Source organism: Sphingopyxis sp. GW821-FHT10B01 (genome assembly GCF_059415685.1).
Genome location: NZ_JBWKNS010000008.1, coordinates 16,240 through 34,170, shown reverse-complemented (window position 1 = coordinate 34,170; position 17,931 = coordinate 16,240). Strand labels below are relative to the sequence as shown.

General features: G+C 63.0%; 11 protein-coding genes. 3 read left to right on the top strand and 8 right to left on the bottom strand.

The window, feature by feature from the left end:
- Positions 1-300: 300 nt before the first annotated feature.
- The 4 genes from AC07NV_RS20845 to AC07NV_RS20830 all read right to left on the bottom strand — a co-directional run bounded on the left by AC07NV_RS20845 (position 301) and on the right by AC07NV_RS20830 (position 4,543).
- A complete protein-coding gene (locus tag AC07NV_RS20845; RefSeq protein WP_495168305.1) occupies positions 301-1,236 on the bottom strand; it encodes a DUF808 domain-containing protein in 936 nt (311 codons plus the stop codon).
- A gap of 17 nt (positions 1,237-1,253) precedes the next feature.
- A complete protein-coding gene (locus tag AC07NV_RS20840; protein ID WP_495168304.1) occupies positions 1,254-2,627 on the bottom strand; it encodes an aspartate aminotransferase family protein in 1,374 nt (457 codons plus the stop codon).
- Positions 2,628-2,755: 128 nt separating this feature from the next.
- Positions 2,756-3,496 carry a gamma-glutamyl-gamma-aminobutyrate hydrolase family protein gene (locus tag AC07NV_RS20835; RefSeq protein WP_495168303.1) on the bottom strand — a complete coding sequence of 247 codons (741 nt, stop codon included), beginning with the start codon at positions 3,494-3,496 and terminating at the stop codon, positions 2,756-2,758.
- Positions 3,497-3,571: 75 nt separating this feature from the next.
- Positions 3,572-4,543 carry a glucokinase gene (locus tag AC07NV_RS20830; protein WP_495168302.1) on the bottom strand — a complete coding sequence of 324 codons (972 nt, stop codon included), beginning with the start codon at positions 4,541-4,543 and terminating at the stop codon, positions 3,572-3,574.
- 153 nt (positions 4,544-4,696) lie between these two features.
- On the opposite strand from AC07NV_RS20830, the gene AC07NV_RS20825 reads away from it, so the two are divergent.
- Positions 4,697-5,548: a class I SAM-dependent methyltransferase gene (locus AC07NV_RS20825; protein ID WP_495168301.1), complete on the top strand. Its 852-nt coding sequence runs from the start codon at positions 4,697-4,699 to the stop codon at positions 5,546-5,548.
- Here the strand turns inward: AC07NV_RS20825 and AC07NV_RS20820 are convergent.
- From AC07NV_RS20820 to AC07NV_RS20805, 4 genes are all read right to left on the bottom strand, one after another.
- The gene (locus AC07NV_RS20820) at positions 5,545-7,083 is read right to left on the bottom strand and encodes an AMP-binding protein (protein WP_495168300.1); all 1,539 of its coding nucleotides are present in this window, start codon (positions 7,081-7,083) and stop codon (positions 5,545-5,547) included. The genes AC07NV_RS20825 and AC07NV_RS20820 overlap by 4 nt on opposite strands.
- Before the next feature lie 13 nt (positions 7,084-7,096).
- Positions 7,097-8,221: a DUF5938 domain-containing protein gene (locus AC07NV_RS20815; protein ID WP_495168299.1), complete on the bottom strand. Its 1,125-nt coding sequence runs from the start codon at positions 8,219-8,221 to the stop codon at positions 7,097-7,099.
- A 30-nt stretch (positions 8,222-8,251) separates the two neighbouring features.
- A complete protein-coding gene (locus AC07NV_RS20810; protein ID WP_495168298.1) occupies positions 8,252-9,022 on the bottom strand; it encodes an SDR family NAD(P)-dependent oxidoreductase in 771 nt (256 codons plus the stop codon).
- 87 nt (positions 9,023-9,109) lie between these two features.
- Complete coding sequence (locus tag AC07NV_RS20805; protein WP_495168297.1) at positions 9,110-11,710, bottom strand: TonB-dependent receptor; 2,601 nt, start codon at positions 11,708-11,710, stop codon at positions 9,110-9,112.
- A gap of 170 nt (positions 11,711-11,880) precedes the next feature.
- Between AC07NV_RS20805 and AC07NV_RS20800 the strand changes: the two genes are divergently transcribed.
- Together AC07NV_RS20800 and AC07NV_RS20795 are read left to right on the top strand one after the other, a co-directional pair.
- Positions 11,881-14,565: a LuxR C-terminal-related transcriptional regulator gene (locus AC07NV_RS20800; RefSeq protein WP_495168296.1), complete on the top strand. Its 2,685-nt coding sequence runs from the start codon at positions 11,881-11,883 to the stop codon at positions 14,563-14,565.
- Positions 14,566-14,656: 91 nt separating this feature from the next.
- Entirely contained in the window at positions 14,657-17,872 is a 3,216-nt protein-coding gene (locus tag AC07NV_RS20795; protein ID WP_495168295.1) for an autotransporter outer membrane beta-barrel domain-containing protein, read from the top strand.
- Positions 17,873-17,931: the final 59 nt, after the last annotated feature.

Sequence of the window (17,931 nt, the reverse complement as noted above, 5' to 3'; positions counted from 1 at the left end):
CCCCCGAGAAAGCGCTTTCCTACATTCTTTCGCTGTGAGAGCCTCCGGTCTCGGCTCTTTCTTCGCGTTGATACAGCGCGCTCGACCAACCCAAGTCAGCAAGGCTTAAAGCGACAAAGGAGACATTTTCGAAGCTCGCATCCGTATCCTTTGTCTCCTTAAGGCCACAAAAGACACAAATTGCATGCTCGCATGCGGGGCTTTTATGGCTTTAAGCCGCCTTTCGTCATCCCGGACTTGATCCGGGATCCATGACTTCAACGCCGCGGTGGATCCCGGATCGAGCCCGGGATGACGAATTCAGTGAGCCTTCTTACCCGGAATGAAGTGCAACACGCCGACGATCACACCGCCAAGTATCAGCCCGAAGATGCCGTCCCCGGTGGCCTTGATCAGCCAGGCCCACAGCCCTTCGAGCGGAAGCCCGCCCGCGATCGATTGCGCCAGCGATTCCAGCGCCTCGGCGATGCCCCCGATATGATATTCATGCAGGCCATGGAGGACGATCTGGCCGCCGACCCACAGCATCGCCGCCGTGCCGATAACGGCGAGCGCGGCAAGCAATTTTGGCATGAAGGAAACAAGCCCGCGCCCGATCGCCTTGCGCGCGCTATTGCCTTCTTTCGCCATATGCAGCCCGATATCGTCCATCTTAACGATCAGCCCGACAACGCCATAGACCGCGACGGTGATAAAGATCGCCACCACCGCGAGCGTCGCGGCGCGCATCGCGAAATGCTCGTCGAGCACTTCGTTGAGCGCAATGACCATGATCTCGGCCGAAAGGATGAAGTCGGTGCGCACGGCACCCTTCACCATCAATTCTTCATGATCCTTGTCCGCAACGATTTCGGCATCTTCAGCGAGGCTCGTTTTATCCTTCTGCAGCGAGTGCAGCACCTTTTCGGCGCCCTCGAAGCAAAGATAGGCGCCGCCGATCATCAACAGCGGCGTGATCGCCCACGGCACGAAGGTCGACAGCAGCAACAGCGCCGGCAGGATCAGCACCAGCTTGTTGAAGATCGATCCTTTGGTGATCCGCCAGATGATCGGCAGCTCGCGGTCGGGCGTGAAGCCGGTAACGTAGCGCGGGGTCACCGCGGTGTCGTCGACCACCACCCCCGCGGCCTTCACCCCCGCTTTCGACGCAGCGGCACCGATATCATCGATGCTTGCCGCCGCGACCTTGGCGATGGTCGCGATGTCGTCGAGCAGGGCAAAAAGGCCGGAGGGCATAGGGTCTGGGTCTTTCCTTAGAGCGCGCGAAGGCGCGGCAGCGCCTCATCGAGTGATTTGCGAATGATGGCAACCATATCGTCGATCTGCCCGGTCGAAATGACAAGCGGCGGACACATGACCAGACTGTCGCGAATACCGCGAACCATCAGGCCATTGGCGATGCAGGCATCGCGCGCCATGGGCCCGGCCGTGCCCTCCGCCCCGCCAAACCGCGCCCGCGTCGCCTTGTCGGCAACGATCTCGACCGCACCGAGCAGCCCGATCGAGCGCGTCTCGCCGACGAGCGGATGGTCGTCGAGCGTCGCGAGCGCCTTCGCAAGATGCGGCCCCGTCACGCTGCCGGTCCGCTCGACCAGCCCTTCGCGTTCGATAATCTCGATATTCTTGAGCGCGACCGCCGCACAGACCGGGTGACCCGAGTAAGTGAAACCATGGACGAAATCGCCGCCGGTCTTGAGCACCTCGACGACATGCGCCGCGACCGCGGTGGCCGAGATCGGCAGATAGCCCGACGACAAGCCCTTCGCCATCGGCATCAGATCGGGCGTAAAGCCCATCGCCTCGTGCCCCCACATCTTACCGGTGCGCCCGAAGCCGCAAATCACTTCGTCGGCGACGAGCAGCAGGCCATATTTGCGCACGACCGCCTCGACCTTCGGCCAATAGTCCTTGGGCGGGATGATCACCCCGCCCGCGCCCTGCACCGGCTCGCCGATGAAGGCCGCGCAATTCTCGGGGCCGACCTCGATGATCTTGTCCTCGATCGCCTGTACGCAGGCGTCGCAAAACTCCTCTTCGGTCATTCCCTGTGCCTCATTGAAGGCATAGGGCTGGCGGACATGTTCGACCCCGGCGATCGGCAGGTCCCCCTGCGCGTGCATCGCCTTCATACCGCCGAGAGAGACGCCCGCGACGGTCGAACCATGATAAGCGTTCCAGCGGCTGATGAAGACGGTGCGCTTGGGTTCGCCTTTCAACTTCCAGTAGTGACGCACCATACGGAACACGGTGTCGTTGGCTTCGCTGCCCGAAGCGTTGAAGAAGATATGCGGCAGGCGATTGCCGGTAAGCGAAGCGATTTTCGCCGCGAGCGTCACCGTCGGCGGCGTCGCGGTCTTGAAGAAGGTGTTATAGAAGGGCAGTTCGCGCATCTGCGTCGCCGCCGCTTCGACCAGTTCCTCGCGGCCATAGCCGACGTTGACGCACCACAGGCCCGCCATGCCGTCGAGGATACGGTGCCCGTCGCCGTCGTGGATATAGCAGCCCTCGGCGTGGGTGATGATACGGCTGCCGCCGAGCTTCTCGATTTCGGCCCAGTCGGCCTGCGCGGGCAGATGATGTGCTACGTCGAGACGGCGCAGTTCGGCGATGTCATGATTGCGGGGCATAATATATTCCTGATCGTGAAAAGCGGCCGAAGCCGCGGGATGATGGACGGGCAACGACGCCCGATCCATCGATCAGGGCGAGAAGCAAAGCCGCGCGAGATAGCGGTCGTATCGGGTGACGCGGCGGTTCATAGCGCCCCCCGCAGCGCCTGTCCGAGCAGGCGAAAATAGGTCTGGCTTTCCTGATTGCCGTCGGTCGCCCATTCGGGGTGCCATTGCACCGCAAGCAAAGGCGCGCCATTCGGCCGCGCGCTGAACGCTTCGACCAGCCCATCGGGCGCGCGTGCCTCGATCGCCAATCCGTCAGCGAGCCGGCCCACGCCCTGATAATGGACCGAGTTCACGTCGAGCGACGAGGTCTGATAGGCGGTAGCGAGCATCCCGCCCTCGGCCAGATCGACATGGTGGCGATGGTCGAACATCGCATCGAACAAGGTCCCATCGGGTGTATGATGCCGCAGCAGTTCGCCATTCGTCGCGGTGTCGCGGCGCAACGTTCCGCCGAGCGCGACATTGATATCCTGGAACCCGCGGCAGATTCCGAACAGCGGGCGCTGTGCAGCGATCACCGCCTCGACCAGATCGCGCATCATGCGGTCGCGGTCAGGATCGAACGGCCCTTCGCCTTCCCCTGCGTCGCCATAACGCGCCGGCTCGACATTCGACGGCGATCCGGTGAGCAGGACACCGTCCAGCCGCCCGACGATTTCGTCGGCGCGCATATAGTCGGGAAGCGAGGGAATGAGCAGCGCGGCACAGTCGGCATGGCGCATCGCCGCCTTCGCATAGCGGTTCATCACCGCCTGCGCATATTCGGCGCCGACCTGCCGGTTACAGGCGATGATGCCAAGGACGGGGCGGGCGGACACAGGCGGCGGAATCCTTGCAATGAGCGAGGATTCCTTGCTGCCGATTTTCTCGGGTGGATGCCAGCGGAATTTGCGTCAGGCGTATTGGCGCGCGAACGCCGCGGCCGCGCCGAACAGGCCGGGTTGCGGATGCGTGATCAGCTTGACCGGCAGCGCGGTCATAAAACCCTCGAACCGCCCCTTTTCGACGAAGCGTTCGGGGAAACCCGATACGACGAGGCTGTTACGGATGCGCAGGCCAAGGCCGCCGGCGATGACGACGCCGCTTGCACCCTGCGCCAGCGCCAGATCGCCCGCGACACTGCCCAGCGACAGGCAGAAACGGTCGACGGCGGCGGCTGCGAGGCTGTCTTCGCCGCTCAGCGCGTTGGTCCAGATCGCCTTGTCGTCGAGCCGCGGGATCGCGCGCCCTTCGAGACTGGCGAGCGTTTCATAGATGTCGACGATGCCCGGTCCCGAGACAATCCGTTCGATCGAAACGCGCCGATGCCGCTTGCGTAACCGCGCGAGGATGGCATCCTCGATGCTGTCGAGCGGCGCGAAGTCGATATGGCCGCCCTCGGTCGCCTGGACGCGATAATCGGCTCCGTCGCGCCAGATGTGCGCGACACCAAGACCGGTGCCCGGCCCGATGATCGTGATGGTTCCCGCCGCTGGCAGCGGCTCGTCGGGCCCGGTCAGCCGCTCGAAATAGCTTTCGCCGGCCTGTGCGACCGCATGGCCCACCGCCTCGAAATCATTGACGAGGACGTGGCGGTCGACCTTCAGCTTCTCGCTGATGAGCGCCGGGCGGATGATCCACGGATTGTTGGTAAAACGGATGATCTCGCCGCGCGTCGGTCCCGCGATGGCGATCGCGACCGCGCGGGGAAGCACTCCACCCTGCTGGCGCTCGAAATCCTGCCAGGCGGTCTGGAAGCTCGCATGATCCTTGGTATGCAGCGTCGTCGCTTCGCCGAGCGAAAGCACGCGGCCGCCTTCGACCTCGGCAATCGCGAAGCGCGCATGCGTGCCGCCAATATCGACCGTGACGATCCGTTCGCTCATATCTCTCCCTTGCCGGTCCCGACGCGGCCGGTCCAGCCCGACGAATGTCGCATGGCTCGGCACGATGCAACAAGGCATAGCTATGCGCCGTCGCTTGCGTTTTGGCGCAGGCAGGCCTAGTTGCGATTCATTCTCAACAAAGGAATTACCGCCATGTCCGATGCCCCGACCGTCCCCGCCCACGACTGGAACGGCGACAGCGGCGATCGCTGGGCTGCCAATCTGGTGCGGCTGGACCTGATGCTCGAGGATTTCGGCAACGCCGCAATCCGCGCCGCCAATGCACAGTCCGGCGAGCAGATACTCGACATCGGTTGCGGTTCGGGCACGTCGACCTTCGTCCTTGCCGAACAGGCCGGTGCCGCGGGCTTTGTCCTCGGTGTCGACATATCCGAACAATTGGTCGCCGCAGCCGCCGCTGCTTCTCCCGACGCGTCGCCGGTTGAGTTTCGCTGCGCCGACGCCGCCACGGCTCCGCTTCCGGCGCAGGAGTTCGACCTGCTCTTTTCGCGTTTCGGCGTGATGTTCTTCGACGATCCGGTGGCGGCCTTCACGCATATGCGCCGCGCGCTCAAGCCCGGCGGGCGGCTGGCGTTCGTGTGCTGGCGCGGCGCGCAGGAAAATGACTGGGTGCGCCTGCCGATGGCTGCGATCCGCGATATCGTCCAACCCGCACCTGCCGATCCGAACGCCCCAGGCCCCTTCGCTTTCGGCGACCGGCAGAGGCTGGCCGATATTCTCGCCGCAGCGGGCTTTACCGCAATCGACATCGCACCGTTCGACACGCGCATTTCTTACGGTCGCGGCGATACGCGCGATGCGGCGATCGACGATGCGCTCGATATGGCTTTTCAGGTCGGTCCGCTTTCGCGTGCGTTGGCCGATCAGCCCGACGATGTCCGCGAAAAGGCCGCTGTCGCGGTTCGCGCGGCGTTCGCAAAGCAACCCGGCGAAACATCGGTGCAGATCGATGGTGCCGCGTGGATCGTGACCGCGCGAAACTAGCTCCGCGCCGCCAGCTTCTGCGCGCGGATATCCTTCTTGAGCACTTTGCCGACCTTCGAACGCGGCAGATCGTCCCAGATTTCAAGCTCCTTCGGCGCCTTGACGCTGCCGATCGCAGCCTTGACCGCCGCGATCAACGCGTCGGGATCGGCGCTATGGCCAGCACGAAGCTGGACCACCGCGCACACGCGTTCACCCCATTTGTCGTCGGGCAGGCCAAACACCGCGCCGTCCAGCACCGCAGGCTGCGCGAGCAATGCCTGTTCGACCTCGGCCGAATAGACGTTAAAACCGCCGGTGATGATCATGTCCTTGGCGCGGTCGACGATGAACAGGAAATTGTCGGCGTCGAGATAGCCGATATCGCCGGTGCGGTGCCAGCCGTTCACTGTGGCTTCGGCGGTGGCTTCTGGATTCTTGTAATAACCGTCCATCACCAGCGAACCTTTGACGACAATCTCGCCGCGTTCGCCCTGCGGCACGACATTGTTCCCGGCATCGAGGATCGCGACCTGTACCAGCGGCCCCGGCCTGCCCGCCGACGACAAGCGCGCGCGCGCGATCGATCCATCGGCGTTGAAATGGTCGCTCGGCGCCATCATCGAAATCATCATCGGAGCCTCGGTCTGCCCGAAGAGCTGCGCCATCACCGGCCCGAGCTTGCCGATCGCCTCCTCCAGCCGCGCGGCCGAAATCGGCGCCGCGCCATACCAGAAGCATTGCAGCGCCGAGAGATCGCTCGCCGGCAGCGCGGGGTGGTCGAGCAGCATATAGATCAGCGTCGGCGGCAGGAAAGTGTGCGTCGCCTTGTGCCGCGACGCGAGTGTCAAAAACTCGCCGATGTCCGGATAGGGCATGATCACGATCTCGCCGCCATGCGCCATGATCGGGAAAGCCAGCACGCCAGCAGCGTGGGTGAGCGGCGCCATCGCGAGATAGACCGGCCGCCCCTCGAACGGATAGCCCATCAGCGTCAGCGCGGTCATCGCTTCCAGATTGCGGTTGGTCAGCATCACCCCTTTGGGATGCCCCGTCGTGCCCCCCGTCCCCGGAAGCATCGCAAGGTCGCTGACGGGCGTCGCCGTGAACGGGACGTCGGCGACGCCCGCCAGCCACTGATCGAGCGAGGGCGCAAATGGCTGCTCGGCATCGAGGCATACGAGTACCTCCAGCTTCGGCAGATCCTTTCGCAGCGCATCGACCAGTTCGGTGAACTTGCTATGGAAAAAGAGCGCAGCGCAGTCGAAATTATCGAGGACGAACGCGTTCTCGGCGGCTTCATTGCGCGGATTGATCGGGCACCACACCGCGGCGGCGCGCGAGATGGCAAAGACGCAAGCGAAGGCGACCGGATCATTGCCCGACAGGATCGCGACATGCTTGCCCGGCGTAATGCCCGCACCGTTCAATCCGCGCGCTACGCGGTGGGTCAGCGCCTGCACCTCGGCATAGGACAGGCTGTCGCCATCCATCGTCAGGCAAGGCGCGTCGGCGCCGAGCGACGCCCCTTTGTCGATCCAGTCAACCAGCCGCATCGCCGCTCTCCCCTCAGTCGTCGACCGTGACGATCGGCTTTAGCGCCAGCCCGAACTGGCGCAGGATCCCGAGGATTTCATGATGCCCGAACGCCTGGCACGCCGAGGCAAAACCGACCCGACGTGGCGGTTGCTGAAGCAGGTTCATCGCACCCCAAGCCTGCATCAACCCGGTCTGCTTGTAGTTACAATTGCCGTGGATCAGCACATGCGCGCGGCCGAGCGGCCCCGACGCATAGACCGAGTCGATGCTGGTGTTGAGCCGCGGATTTTCACGCGGCGGCATATCGCCCTGCACCGTTTCCGCCATTTTCGCGAGCGCGGCCTCCTGCTCTTTGAACGGTAACGGCTTGATATCGGTGTCGATCATCTTGGTCATGGCCACCACATTGTCCATCACCTCACGCGCAAACACGCCGCCATAGACCTTGACCGTCGAGACGCGCGGATCCTGCTTGAACCAGATCGGATGCGATGTTCCACCCCACGGCAATGTGAGCGCGGTAGCGTGCTGGCCGGGGACCTGACATTCGGTCGCGGTCAGCGTCGGCCACTGCACATACTGGTTGTTTTCAAGATAATACCAGTCGGCCTTCAGGATCGTGAAGATCGTCTGGACCGAGGCATAGGTCGGGAAACCCTTCCACAGCACAAGCATATCGAGCGTATCGAGCCCCGGCATCGTCTCCAGCGCGATATTCGCAGCGATTTCGCCGGTCGTGTACATCTGCGCCACGCAAGGCGAGAGCAACAGGCCCTTCTTGGCAAAGGCATCGCCCCATTTTTCCTGCGCGAGCAACATCCAGTCCTGCTCGCCCGTCGTATCGAGATAGTGGCAGTCGGCGGCAAGGCACGCCTCGACCGTCTCGGGGCCATATTTGATGAAGGGGCCGACCATGTTGCACACAACTTTCGCGCCCTTGAACAGCTTCGTCAGCGCTTTGACATTGTGCTCGACCTCGGCGACCTCATAATCGGCGGTTTCGATGCCCGGAACCTTGTCCATCACCTCCTGCACGCGCTTCTTGTCGCGCCCCGCAGCAATAAAGGGCACCCCCAACTCGCGCAGATATTCGCAGACCAGGCGGCCGGTGTAGCCCGAGGCGCCATAGACGATGACAGGTTTCTTCTCGCTCATATCCCAAATCCCCTCTGAATGATCGGGCCGTCAAACGGCCGTGTAGCCGCCGTCGACGATCAGCTCGCTCCCACACATGTAAGCAGCATCCTCGCTGGCGAGGAAAAGCAGCGGACGCGCAATTTCACGCGTCGTCGCCATGCGGCCGAGCGGAATCGCACCGACCGTAGCGGTCGCAAAATCGGCCGCGGCGTCGCCAAGACTGCCGACAGCATCGGCAACCAGCTTGGTCTCGCAATAACCGGGATGCAGCGAGTTGATCCGCACCGGCCAACCTTTGCGCGCGCAGTCGACCGCGACCGCCTTGGTCAGCATCGCGACCCCGGCCTTGCTGGCGTTGTAGGCAGGGAAGAGCGGTTCGGCGACGTTCGCGGCGATCGAGGCGACGTTGACGATCACGCCGCCCTTATCCTTCATCGCCCCGATGCCGGCGCGAACGCCGAGGAAGACACTCTCCAGATTGACCGCCATCAGCCGCTGCCATTCGGCGAGGTCGGTATCGACGACCGATTTCAGGAAACCCATGCCGGCATTGTTGACGAGGATATCGAGCTTGTCCTCGCGCGACACGAGGTCGGCGACAATCGCCGCCCATTCACCCTCGTCGGAGACATCCTGCCGGCGGGCTTCGGCTTTCAGCCCCTCGCCGCGGATCTCTGCGGCAGCCGCCTCGGCCTCATCGGCATCGATGTCGGTGATCGTCACCGACGCGCCCTCGCGGGCGAACTCCTGCGCGGCGGCGAGCCCGATGCCGCGCGCGGCGCCAGTAATCAGCACGCTCTTGCCGGTAAAACGCATCATGGGATGTTCCTCGATAGTGGGTCAGCAAAGGGGTCGGGGACGGCGGGCTAAGGGAGGGGCGCCCGCCGGTCCCCGCGGCCGAAGCGATCAGAATTTGAACGTCGCTTCGACACCGTAGGTGCGCGGCGAACCACGGTTCAGATAGTCGAGACCGAAGACATCGATGTTGAGACCGTAGGTGTAATAATATTTGTTGGTCAGGTTCTTGACCCACGCGCTGACCGACAGATTGTCGTTCGCCTGATAGGTCAGGCGGCTGTTGATGAGCCAGTATCCCGGATTGCCGCAGGTGAACGCAACACCCGCAGGGCGAACAGCGCCGGGCGCTCCGGGCTTGTCGCAAGGATCGAGCCCGTAATCGCCAAAGGCGTCGAAATAATATTTGCCCATATAGCTCGCGTCACCGCGCAAGGTCAGCTTGCTCTCGCCCTTTTCGAAAAGGTCCCAGTCGAACCCGGCATTGAAGGTGATTTCGGGCGCGTTGGGGAACGGATTGCCATTCACGTTGCGCGTGAACTGGGTCGCCGGATCGTTGGGATCGACCACATTGCCCTTATATTTGCTGTTGAGATAGCCGAGCGCCGCGTTGAGCTGCAATCCGTCGATCGGCGCGACCGTCAGTTCGGCCTCGCCGCCATAAACCCGGCCGTCGGCGCTGCGGGTAAAGGTGGTGGCGCCCACGACCTGCGTGGTCTGCTGATTGGCATAATCATAATAGAAGCCGGCCAGGTTAAGCTGGACCCGTCGATCGAGGAACTGCATTTTCAGGCCGCCCTCATAGGCGTTCACCTTTTCGGGCTGGATATAATAGACCTGATTGGTGCCCTGATAAGCGAGGCCGTTGTAGCTGCCGCTACGATAGCCACGGCTATACTGGAGATAGCCCATGATATCGTCGGCGAACTCATAGCTGATATTGGCGCGTCCGGTCAGGCGGTTCGCCTTTTCCTTCAGGTTCATCTTCGGCAGGTTGGGGTTGTAGGGGAAGGCATAGGGGATCAGGTTGACCGCCGGCGTCGTTCCATCGAGGGCTGTGATGATCGTGCTGCCGTTCAGGAATTTTACCTTGTCCATCGTGTAGCGCAGGCCGATGGCAACGGTCAGCCGTTCGGTCGCCTTCCACGTCAGATCGCCATAAATCGCCTTCGAAGGCCGCTGGATGTCGAATTGCTGCTTGCCGAGAATGGGTCCGAAAGGCCCTGCCCCCGCGCCCAGACACCCCTGATAATAGGCGCCGCCGGCGGGAAAGTTGCCGGTGTTGTTGATTGCGATATCGGTCTGATAGGCGACCAGCGTCCGCGCATCGAAGAAGCCGTTCGGATTGACGACAACGGGCGCGCAGAAACCGGGGGTGTTGGGCGTAAGCGCCGGATTCAGAGCGAAGGCAGGAAGAACGCGGATCGAGTCAGGCGTTCCGATCGCGGCATTATTATAGCTTCCGGGAACGCCGAGACCCAGCAGCATTGGCCGCAGTGCCCCGAAAAAGTCAGGTTCGTTCCGGGTCTCGATCGTGTCCTTGCCATAATAGAGACCGCCGACGAAATCGATGCTGTCGTCCGAATAGTTCAGCCGCAAATCCTGATTGAAATTCTTGCTGCTGCTGTTGAACCGGATCGAGCAGAGATCGATCGGCGAGCCATCGCAATCGTTCGGCGACGTGCTGTATTTGCCAGTGTCGTAGCCCGTGATCGAAGTGAGCGTGAAATTGTCGTTCGGCTCCCAAGCGATGTTCAGCGCGACCCCCTTGGACGAAGAGAGACGCTTGCCGCCCTGATCGGCGGACACTTCATTCTTACCAAGCGCGCGACCGCCGTTCAGCGCCGGATTAAAGCGCGAATAGCCGACGACATCTTGCCCGCCGCCCAGCTGGCCGATGCTATAGGCATTGGCGCCCCACGGATTGTCTTTGACCGCATAGACCTTGAGGTTGATGTCCAGCGCATCGGTGGGCTTCCAGCGCAACGAAACGCGGCCTGCGATGGAATCCGTCGTGCCGACCTTGCGGTCCTGCGCCGGATTATATTGCCAGCCGCCGCCCTTGGCGACGGTTCCGGCGACGCGAATGCCCAGGACATCGGGGATGATCGTCTTGTCGAACCCACCCTCGACCGTCTTGGTGCTGTAGTTGCCATAGCCCAGCGTGAAATAGCCTTCGTCACCCGACAGGCTTGGCTTTTTGGTGAAGAAGCTGATCGCGCCGCCCGTGGTGTTACGGCCGTAAAGCGTGCCCTGCGGCCCGCGCAGCACTTCGACCCGGTCGATATCGTAAAGCTGCCCGCCGTGGCTGGCACGAAAGCTCTGATAGACTTCGTCGACATAGACACCCACCGGCGATGCGGTGGAGGCCGAAAACTCATTGGCGACCGAAATCCCGCGCAGCGAGAAGTTCGGCTGCGTTTTGCCATAAGGTGTCGAGATCTGGAGGCTGGGCACCGCGCCCATCAGGTCGGACGTTTCGTTAATACCCCGCGCCTGCAGCGCATCCCCCCCGATGGCGGATACCGCTGCCGGAACATCCTGTAATCGCTGTTCGCGCTTTTGCGCGGTGACGACGATTTCTGCGATGCCGCCGCTCTCCTCGGCGGCCACAGGCGCCGTTGCTCCCGCCTCCTGCGCATTGGCGGCGCCATGCCAGCCGAACAACATGGTGGTGGACAAGCAGCTTGCCAGAATCGCTCTCTTCGTCACGCCTTTTCTCCCACGGTTCGGGCTCATTCTGTGTGAACCCTTCGACATATGGGAAGCTATGGCGCGCGCCGCCCGAAGGACAGTCCGGGTGGCGGGGGGAGCGATGGGGGGGACGCTTGCAGTCGAGCCGCCATGGCTATAGCCATGACCGACAAATGGAGGGCGACAAGATGACCATCCAGCCGGGACAGAGGATCGAAGCCAAAGCGCAGTATCGCGCAACAGCGGGCCATCGCCCGCCTTCATTGGCGCGCGGCAAATATGCGCCGCCGCGTTTTCCCATCGACCTTGTCGGTGTCGAGCGCTGGCAGACTTGGCTCGATGCCGTCGCGATGCATGAGATCTGCATCGTGTGCGCGCCCGCAGGATATGGCAAAACCGCCTTTTCCGCGACCTTGTTCGCGCACGCCCGGTCGATCGGCTGGTCGGCCGGATGGGTTTCCTTCGATCCCGAGGACAATGAACCTGCGGCGGTGTCCCATTTGTTCGAAGCCGTGCGGCTAGCGCGGGGCGCCCCGGCCGAAGACAGCCTTGCCGCGCTCGCATCGGCTCCGGGTTCCGCGGCGATCCTCGCCAGCGCGCTCGCCGATCGCATCGAGGCTTGCGCACAGCCGCTGCTCCTCGTACTCGACGACATCGATCGCCTGACCGATCCACGCACGATCGATGTGCTGAACCGCCTGCTGCGTCATCCCCCTGCCCCTTTGCGGTTGATCCTGTCGAGCCGCACCATATCAGCTGTGGCAATTGGCGATGTCGAACGCCGGGGCATGGCGCTTCCGATCACTTGCTCCGAGCTTGGCCTTACCGACCAAGAGGTTCAGCAATTTCTGCAGGGCGCAAACGCCGGCCTTCACCCGCGAAACGGGGCCGAGTGCAACCGGATGATGGCGGGATGGCCCGCCGGGATCCGGCTCGCGCGGCCGTCGAACGGGCGGGCCACGCTGATCGAGCGGATCACCAATCAGCTGGCGCCTTTGCTCGGCACATTGTCCGAACGCGAATGCCTCTTTCTTCAACGCTGCGCCGTTGCGTCGCAGTTCAACGTCGAGCTTTGCCAACTGCTGAGCGGAGAAAAGGACAGCGATACGTTGCTGAGCGGCCTCGCCGCTCGCGGCCTGTTCCTCGAAACGATTGTCGATCGCGATGGATGGTATCGCCCGCACCCGGCGTTTCAGGCCGTCCTTCAGCGCCAACTCGAGACCGTCGCGGGTGCCCCGCTCCAGTTGCACCGGGTCGCTGCGCGCTATTTTGCCGGGCGCGGGATGATCGCCGAAGCCGCAGAACAGGCAGCGCTGGCAGGCGATTTCGAGCAAGCCGCCGAGCTGTCGGCAACCATCGTCCCGTCAATGATCGATTGCGGTGAAATTTCCCGCGCTCGGGCGTGGATGGCGCGATTGCCCGCAGCGCAAATTGCCACGATTACCGCGCTTGTGCAGGCGCAGGCGTGGTTGCGGACGCTCACCGCAGAGCCCGACGCGGCGGCAGCAATCGCGGCGTTGAAGATGGCCGGCGCGGTCAATGAGGCGCGTGCGATTGATTTGGTGCACCGTGCCCACCGAGATGACAAATTCGCCGATGTCGTCGAGCAATGCGATCAACTGCTCGCATCACCCGACGGGCTTTCGGATTTCGCCGTCGCGATGGTCCGCACGGTATTGGCGTACGGCGCATTGAAACGCGGTCTGTTCGGACTGGTACATGATGCGGTTCGTCCGCTGATGCTGCGCAGCGTCGGATCCTCACTCGGTTTACCGCACGCCCTCGCTATATGCGCCAGATCCGCCCTCTCGCGGGCGCAGGGCCAGTTGGCCGACGCCGAGCGTGTGTTGCGCGACGGCCTCCCTGCCGGTGCCGGAGACAATCTTGCGACCGCGCTTGTCGAGGCAGGCCTCGCCCGGTGCTGTTATGAGCGCGACGAAATGCTGACCGCAGCCGATCTTGCAGCGCGCGCGCTCCCGCTCCTCGAACAAAGTCCGTTTCAGGACGCGCTGATCCCAGCCTTCCTCGTCGCCATCCGCGCGACTGCAAATATAGGCCATGTCGACAAGGCCGCCTCGTTGATCGATCAGGCCGAACGTGTCGCGTTCGAACGCGATTGGACACCGCTAAAGGCGATGTGCATCGTCGAGCGCGCCAGACTGCGGCTACCCCAGACGATCGATCCTGAAGCCGTTGTTGCCATGGCCGACGAAGAAACTGCCGTGCTCGATCCGCTTTCGGCCTCCGCGCGCGCCTTTGCCCTGCTCTCCGAAATGCGGGCCTATGAAGCCATCGCGAACGGCGACCGCGCGCGGCTTACGACGGTGGCCGAGCGGCTGCTCCGGCTCGCCTCCAACGCCGACGACGCAGAACTGCGCGCGACCGCAACTTTGCTCAACATCCTTCCGCAGCTCAGCGGCCGCTGCGACAAGATGGTCGAGCTTGAGACGGTGCGTTTCCTCAACCATGCGGCAAGCGCCGGTTTCCGTCGCACCGTCGTCGACGTGCTCGATGTCACCGGCGTCCGCGCGGTGCAGAATTTCTGCAGCGAAGCCTATTCTTCCGGATCCTTTCTCGCTTTGCTCAAGCTAGCCGAACCGTCGCGCCGCAATCCCGCGCTCGAAAGCACGCATGCAGCAGCCCCGGGCGAAGCCTTTTCCTTTTTGACCGAGCGCGAGATCGAAATTTTGAGCGCGCTCAACGCCGGTGAATCGAACAAGGAAATCGCGCGGACGCTGCAACTGGCACCCGAAACGGTCAAATGGCATCTGAAGAATGTGATGCGTAAATTGCGCGCAAACAGCCGCGAAGAAGCGGTACAAAATGCCTCGACGCTCGGCCTCAAACTGATCGATATCGCCCCGCGCGATTGAGGCGCAATTATTTCCAAGGCTGCGCGGTCCCTGCTCCGTCTTGTGATTATCGTCGGGAAGACATCCCGGCCCCGATCACAAGAGGAACCCGATGCGCAAAACCTTGCTGGCCTCCACCTGCCTGGCCACCCTCCTTTCGACCGCGGCTTATGCCGAGACGACGATCAGCACTGCGACCACGACGCCGGTGCGGACGTCGACCATCAAATCGGGCGCAGCCGACGATATCAAGATCGTCGCGGCGGGCTCGATCAAGCCGACGGTCACTGGTCCTGCAATCACCATCGACAGCAACCACAAGGTCGTCAACGAGGGCACGATCGAGTTCAGTAACGTCGATGGCGCAACGGGCATACTTGCCGGCGCCGGCACGTCGGGCGGGATCACTAACAGCGCGAGCGGCAAGATCACCGTCGGCGAAACCTATGCACCTACCGACATCGATAATGACGGCGACCTCGACGGCGCCTTTGCAATCGGCAGCAACCGCGTTGGCATCGCCACGGCCGGCGCTTTCACCGGCAACATCATCAACAGCGGAACCATCGCCATCAAGGGCAATAATTCGGCTGGCATCCGCCTCGGCGGACCGCTGACCGGCAATTTCACCAACGACGGCACCGTCACGGTCCTCGGCGACCGCGCGGTGGGCGTCGGGCTGCAGGATGTGACGGGCAACGTCCGCCTCGCCGGCACGATCGGCGCCACGGGCGTCGATGCAACCGGCGCTCGTCTGTCCGGCAACATCACCGGCGCACTCGTCGTCCAGGGCAATCTCACCGCCACCGGCTATCGCTTCACGACGCCACCGGCTGATCCGTCGAAGCTCGACGCCGACGATTTGCTGATCGGCGGCAATGCGCTTTCGATCGAAGGCAATGTGACGGGCGGCATCATCCTCGCGGTACCGCCGAAGGATACGAGCACGACCGACAAGGATGAGGACAAGGACGGCATCGACGACGACAAGGAAGGAAGCGCCGTGGTGCGTTCCTTCGGTTCAGCGGCGGCGATCCGGATCGGGTCGGCTGACCGTGCCGTCACGATCGGCCCCGTTGCGGGCACCGGAACCGGGCTTGGCTTCATTATCGACGGCGCAGTACTCGGCAATGGCCTCTATGCCGGCAAGGACGGCAACGCGATTCAGGTCGGTGGCCTCGGCGGCGCGGTGACCATCGCGGGCGGCATCGGTATCGGCGCAACCGGCAGCGTAACGGCGTTGTCGAAGGACACGGCGGCAACCGCAATCCGCATCGGCAGCGGTGCAACGACCCCTGAAATCCGTAACGCAGGCAAGATCGAAGCGACGACCGGCGGCAATGCCGCAGGCGCCATCGCTACGGCGGTTCTGGTTGAAGCCGGCGGCAATGTCCCGCTGATCCGCAACAGCGGTTCCATCACCGCAAAGACCGGCGGGGACAATGGCACGGCACGTGCGATTGTCGATCTCTCGGGCAAAGTCGGCACGGTCGAAAATAGCGGCACGATCAGCGCTACCGGCGCCCTGGCCACGTCGGATCGCAACATCGCGATCGACCTGTCGGCGAACAACAATGGCGCGACGGTCAAGCAGACCGCAGTCGCCACCGGCATCGCCGCCCCCAGCATCGTCGGCGACATCCGATTCGGCGGCGGCAATGATGTGTTCGATATCGCCGACGGTTCGGTGAAGGGAAATAGCTTCTTCGGTGCCGGCAACAACAAGCTCGCGCTGTCGGGTGATGCAACTTATGCTGGCAATGCCCGCTTTGGTACCGGCAACGACACGATGACGCTTGCCGGAACCTCGAAGTTCACCGGTCTGGCCGACTTCGGTAGCGGCACCGATACGCTGTCCATCGGCGGCACATCGATCTTCTCCGGTACGCTCGCCAATTCGCAGGGGCTGGCGGTTTCGGTCGCCGGCGGCACCTTCGATATCGGCGGCGCTGCAACGATTTCCTCCCTCGCCCTTACCGACAAGGGCACGCTCGGCGTGATGCTCGATACCGGCAACACGGGAACCAACCTTCAGGTTACCGGCAACGCCAGCTTCGGCGCGGAATCGAAGCTCGCGCTCCAGCTGTCGAGCATCGAAAAGGCCGAAGGCAAGCATATCGTGCTCACCGCCGGAACGCTGACCGGCGCGAACAATCTGACCGCCTCGCAGACACTGCTACCCTTCCTCTACAAGGGCACGCTGACCTCGAACGCCACTCAGCTGATCGTCGATGTGTCACGCAAGAGCACAACCGAACTCGGGCTCAACCGCTCGGAATCGGGCGCCTTCGACGCGGTTCTCGATGCGGTGGTCGCCGACCGGAAGATCGAAAAAGTGTTCCTCGGTATCACCGATGGCGCCAATTTCCGTAACCAGCTTGGTCAGATGCTCCCCGAACATGAAGGCGGTGTCTTCGAAACCGTCACCTCGGGTTCGCGCGCCCTGTCACGTTACCTCCAGGATCCCAACGCGCCGTTCCAGGACGAGGGCAAATGGGGTTATTGGGTCAATCAGGCCATCTGGGGCACCTCGAAGAGCGTCGGCAACACCGCCAGCTATGACGTTAGCGGCTGGGGCATTTCGGCCGGCGCCGAAATCAAGAGCGACCTTGGCAACTTCGGCGGCTCGATCGCCTTCCTCAACGGCAAGGATGGCAATGGCAGCAACGCCAATGAAGTCAGCACGAGTCAGTTCGAAGGTGCACTGCACTGGCGCCTGCGTTCGGACGGTTTCATGGCGAATGCCCGCATTTCGGGCGCCCCGATCAGCATGAAGGGCACCCGCATCTTCCGCGCCGAAGCCGGTGCCGAAGACATCGACAAGACGATGAAGGGCAAATGGGACGCCACCTTATGGTCGGCCTCCGGCTCGCTCGCCTATGATGCCCGCGCGGGTGGCCTGACGATCCGTCCGATGGTCGCGGTCGACTATTTCAAGCTGAAAGAAGACGGCTATCAGGAAACCGGCGGCGGTGCTGCGCTCGACCTCAAGGTGCTGAGCCGCGACAGTGACGAGCTTGCGGTGTCGGGCACGGTAGCCATCGGCCTCGATTTCGGCGGCGCCGATCAATATGACGGCTGGACGCGCTTCGAACTCGAAGGTGGTCGCCGTCAGATCGTCAGCGGCACGCTGGGCGCGACCACAGCCTCGTTCAAGGACGGCAAGCCGTTCACCCTTACTCCTGATGATCGCACGAGCGGCTGGGTCGGCCGTTTCCGTGGCATCGCCGGCAATTCGGCCTTCCAGGTCGCCGGCGAAGTGTCCGCGGAAGAACAGCAAAGCCACATCGGCTGGGCGTTCCGTGCGAGTCTGCGGGTCGGCCTATAGCCCCCCGGCCGGCCCCGCCCGCAAGGGGGAAGCGTATCCCCTCACCCAACGCTTCCCCC

Excerpts from the sequence above, each read along its gene's own strand:
- AC07NV_RS20845 (WP_495168305.1), bottom strand. The coding sequence starts at position 1,236 with ATGCCCTCCGGCCTTTTTGCCCTGCTCGACGACATCGCGACCATCGCC.
- AC07NV_RS20840 (WP_495168304.1), bottom strand. The coding sequence starts at position 2,627 with ATGCCCCGCAATCATGACATCGCCGAACTGCGCCGTCTCGACGTAGCA.
- AC07NV_RS20830 (WP_495168302.1), bottom strand. The coding sequence starts at position 4,543 with ATGAGCGAACGGATCGTCACGGTCGATATTGGCGGCACGCATGCGCGC.
- AC07NV_RS20825 (WP_495168301.1), top strand. The coding sequence starts at position 4,697 with ATGTCCGATGCCCCGACCGTCCCCGCCCACGACTGGAACGGCGACAGC.
- AC07NV_RS20820 (WP_495168300.1), bottom strand. The coding sequence starts at position 7,083 with ATGCGGCTGGTTGACTGGATCGACAAAGGGGCGTCGCTCGGCGCCGAC.
- AC07NV_RS20815 (WP_495168299.1), bottom strand. The coding sequence starts at position 8,221 with ATGAGCGAGAAGAAACCTGTCATCGTCTATGGCGCCTCGGGCTACACC.
- AC07NV_RS20810 (WP_495168298.1), bottom strand. The coding sequence starts at position 9,022 with ATGATGCGTTTTACCGGCAAGAGCGTGCTGATTACTGGCGCCGCGCGC.
- AC07NV_RS20800 (WP_495168296.1), top strand. The coding sequence starts at position 11,881 with ATGACCATCCAGCCGGGACAGAGGATCGAAGCCAAAGCGCAGTATCGC.
- AC07NV_RS20795 (WP_495168295.1), top strand. The coding sequence starts at position 14,657 with ATGCGCAAAACCTTGCTGGCCTCCACCTGCCTGGCCACCCTCCTTTCG.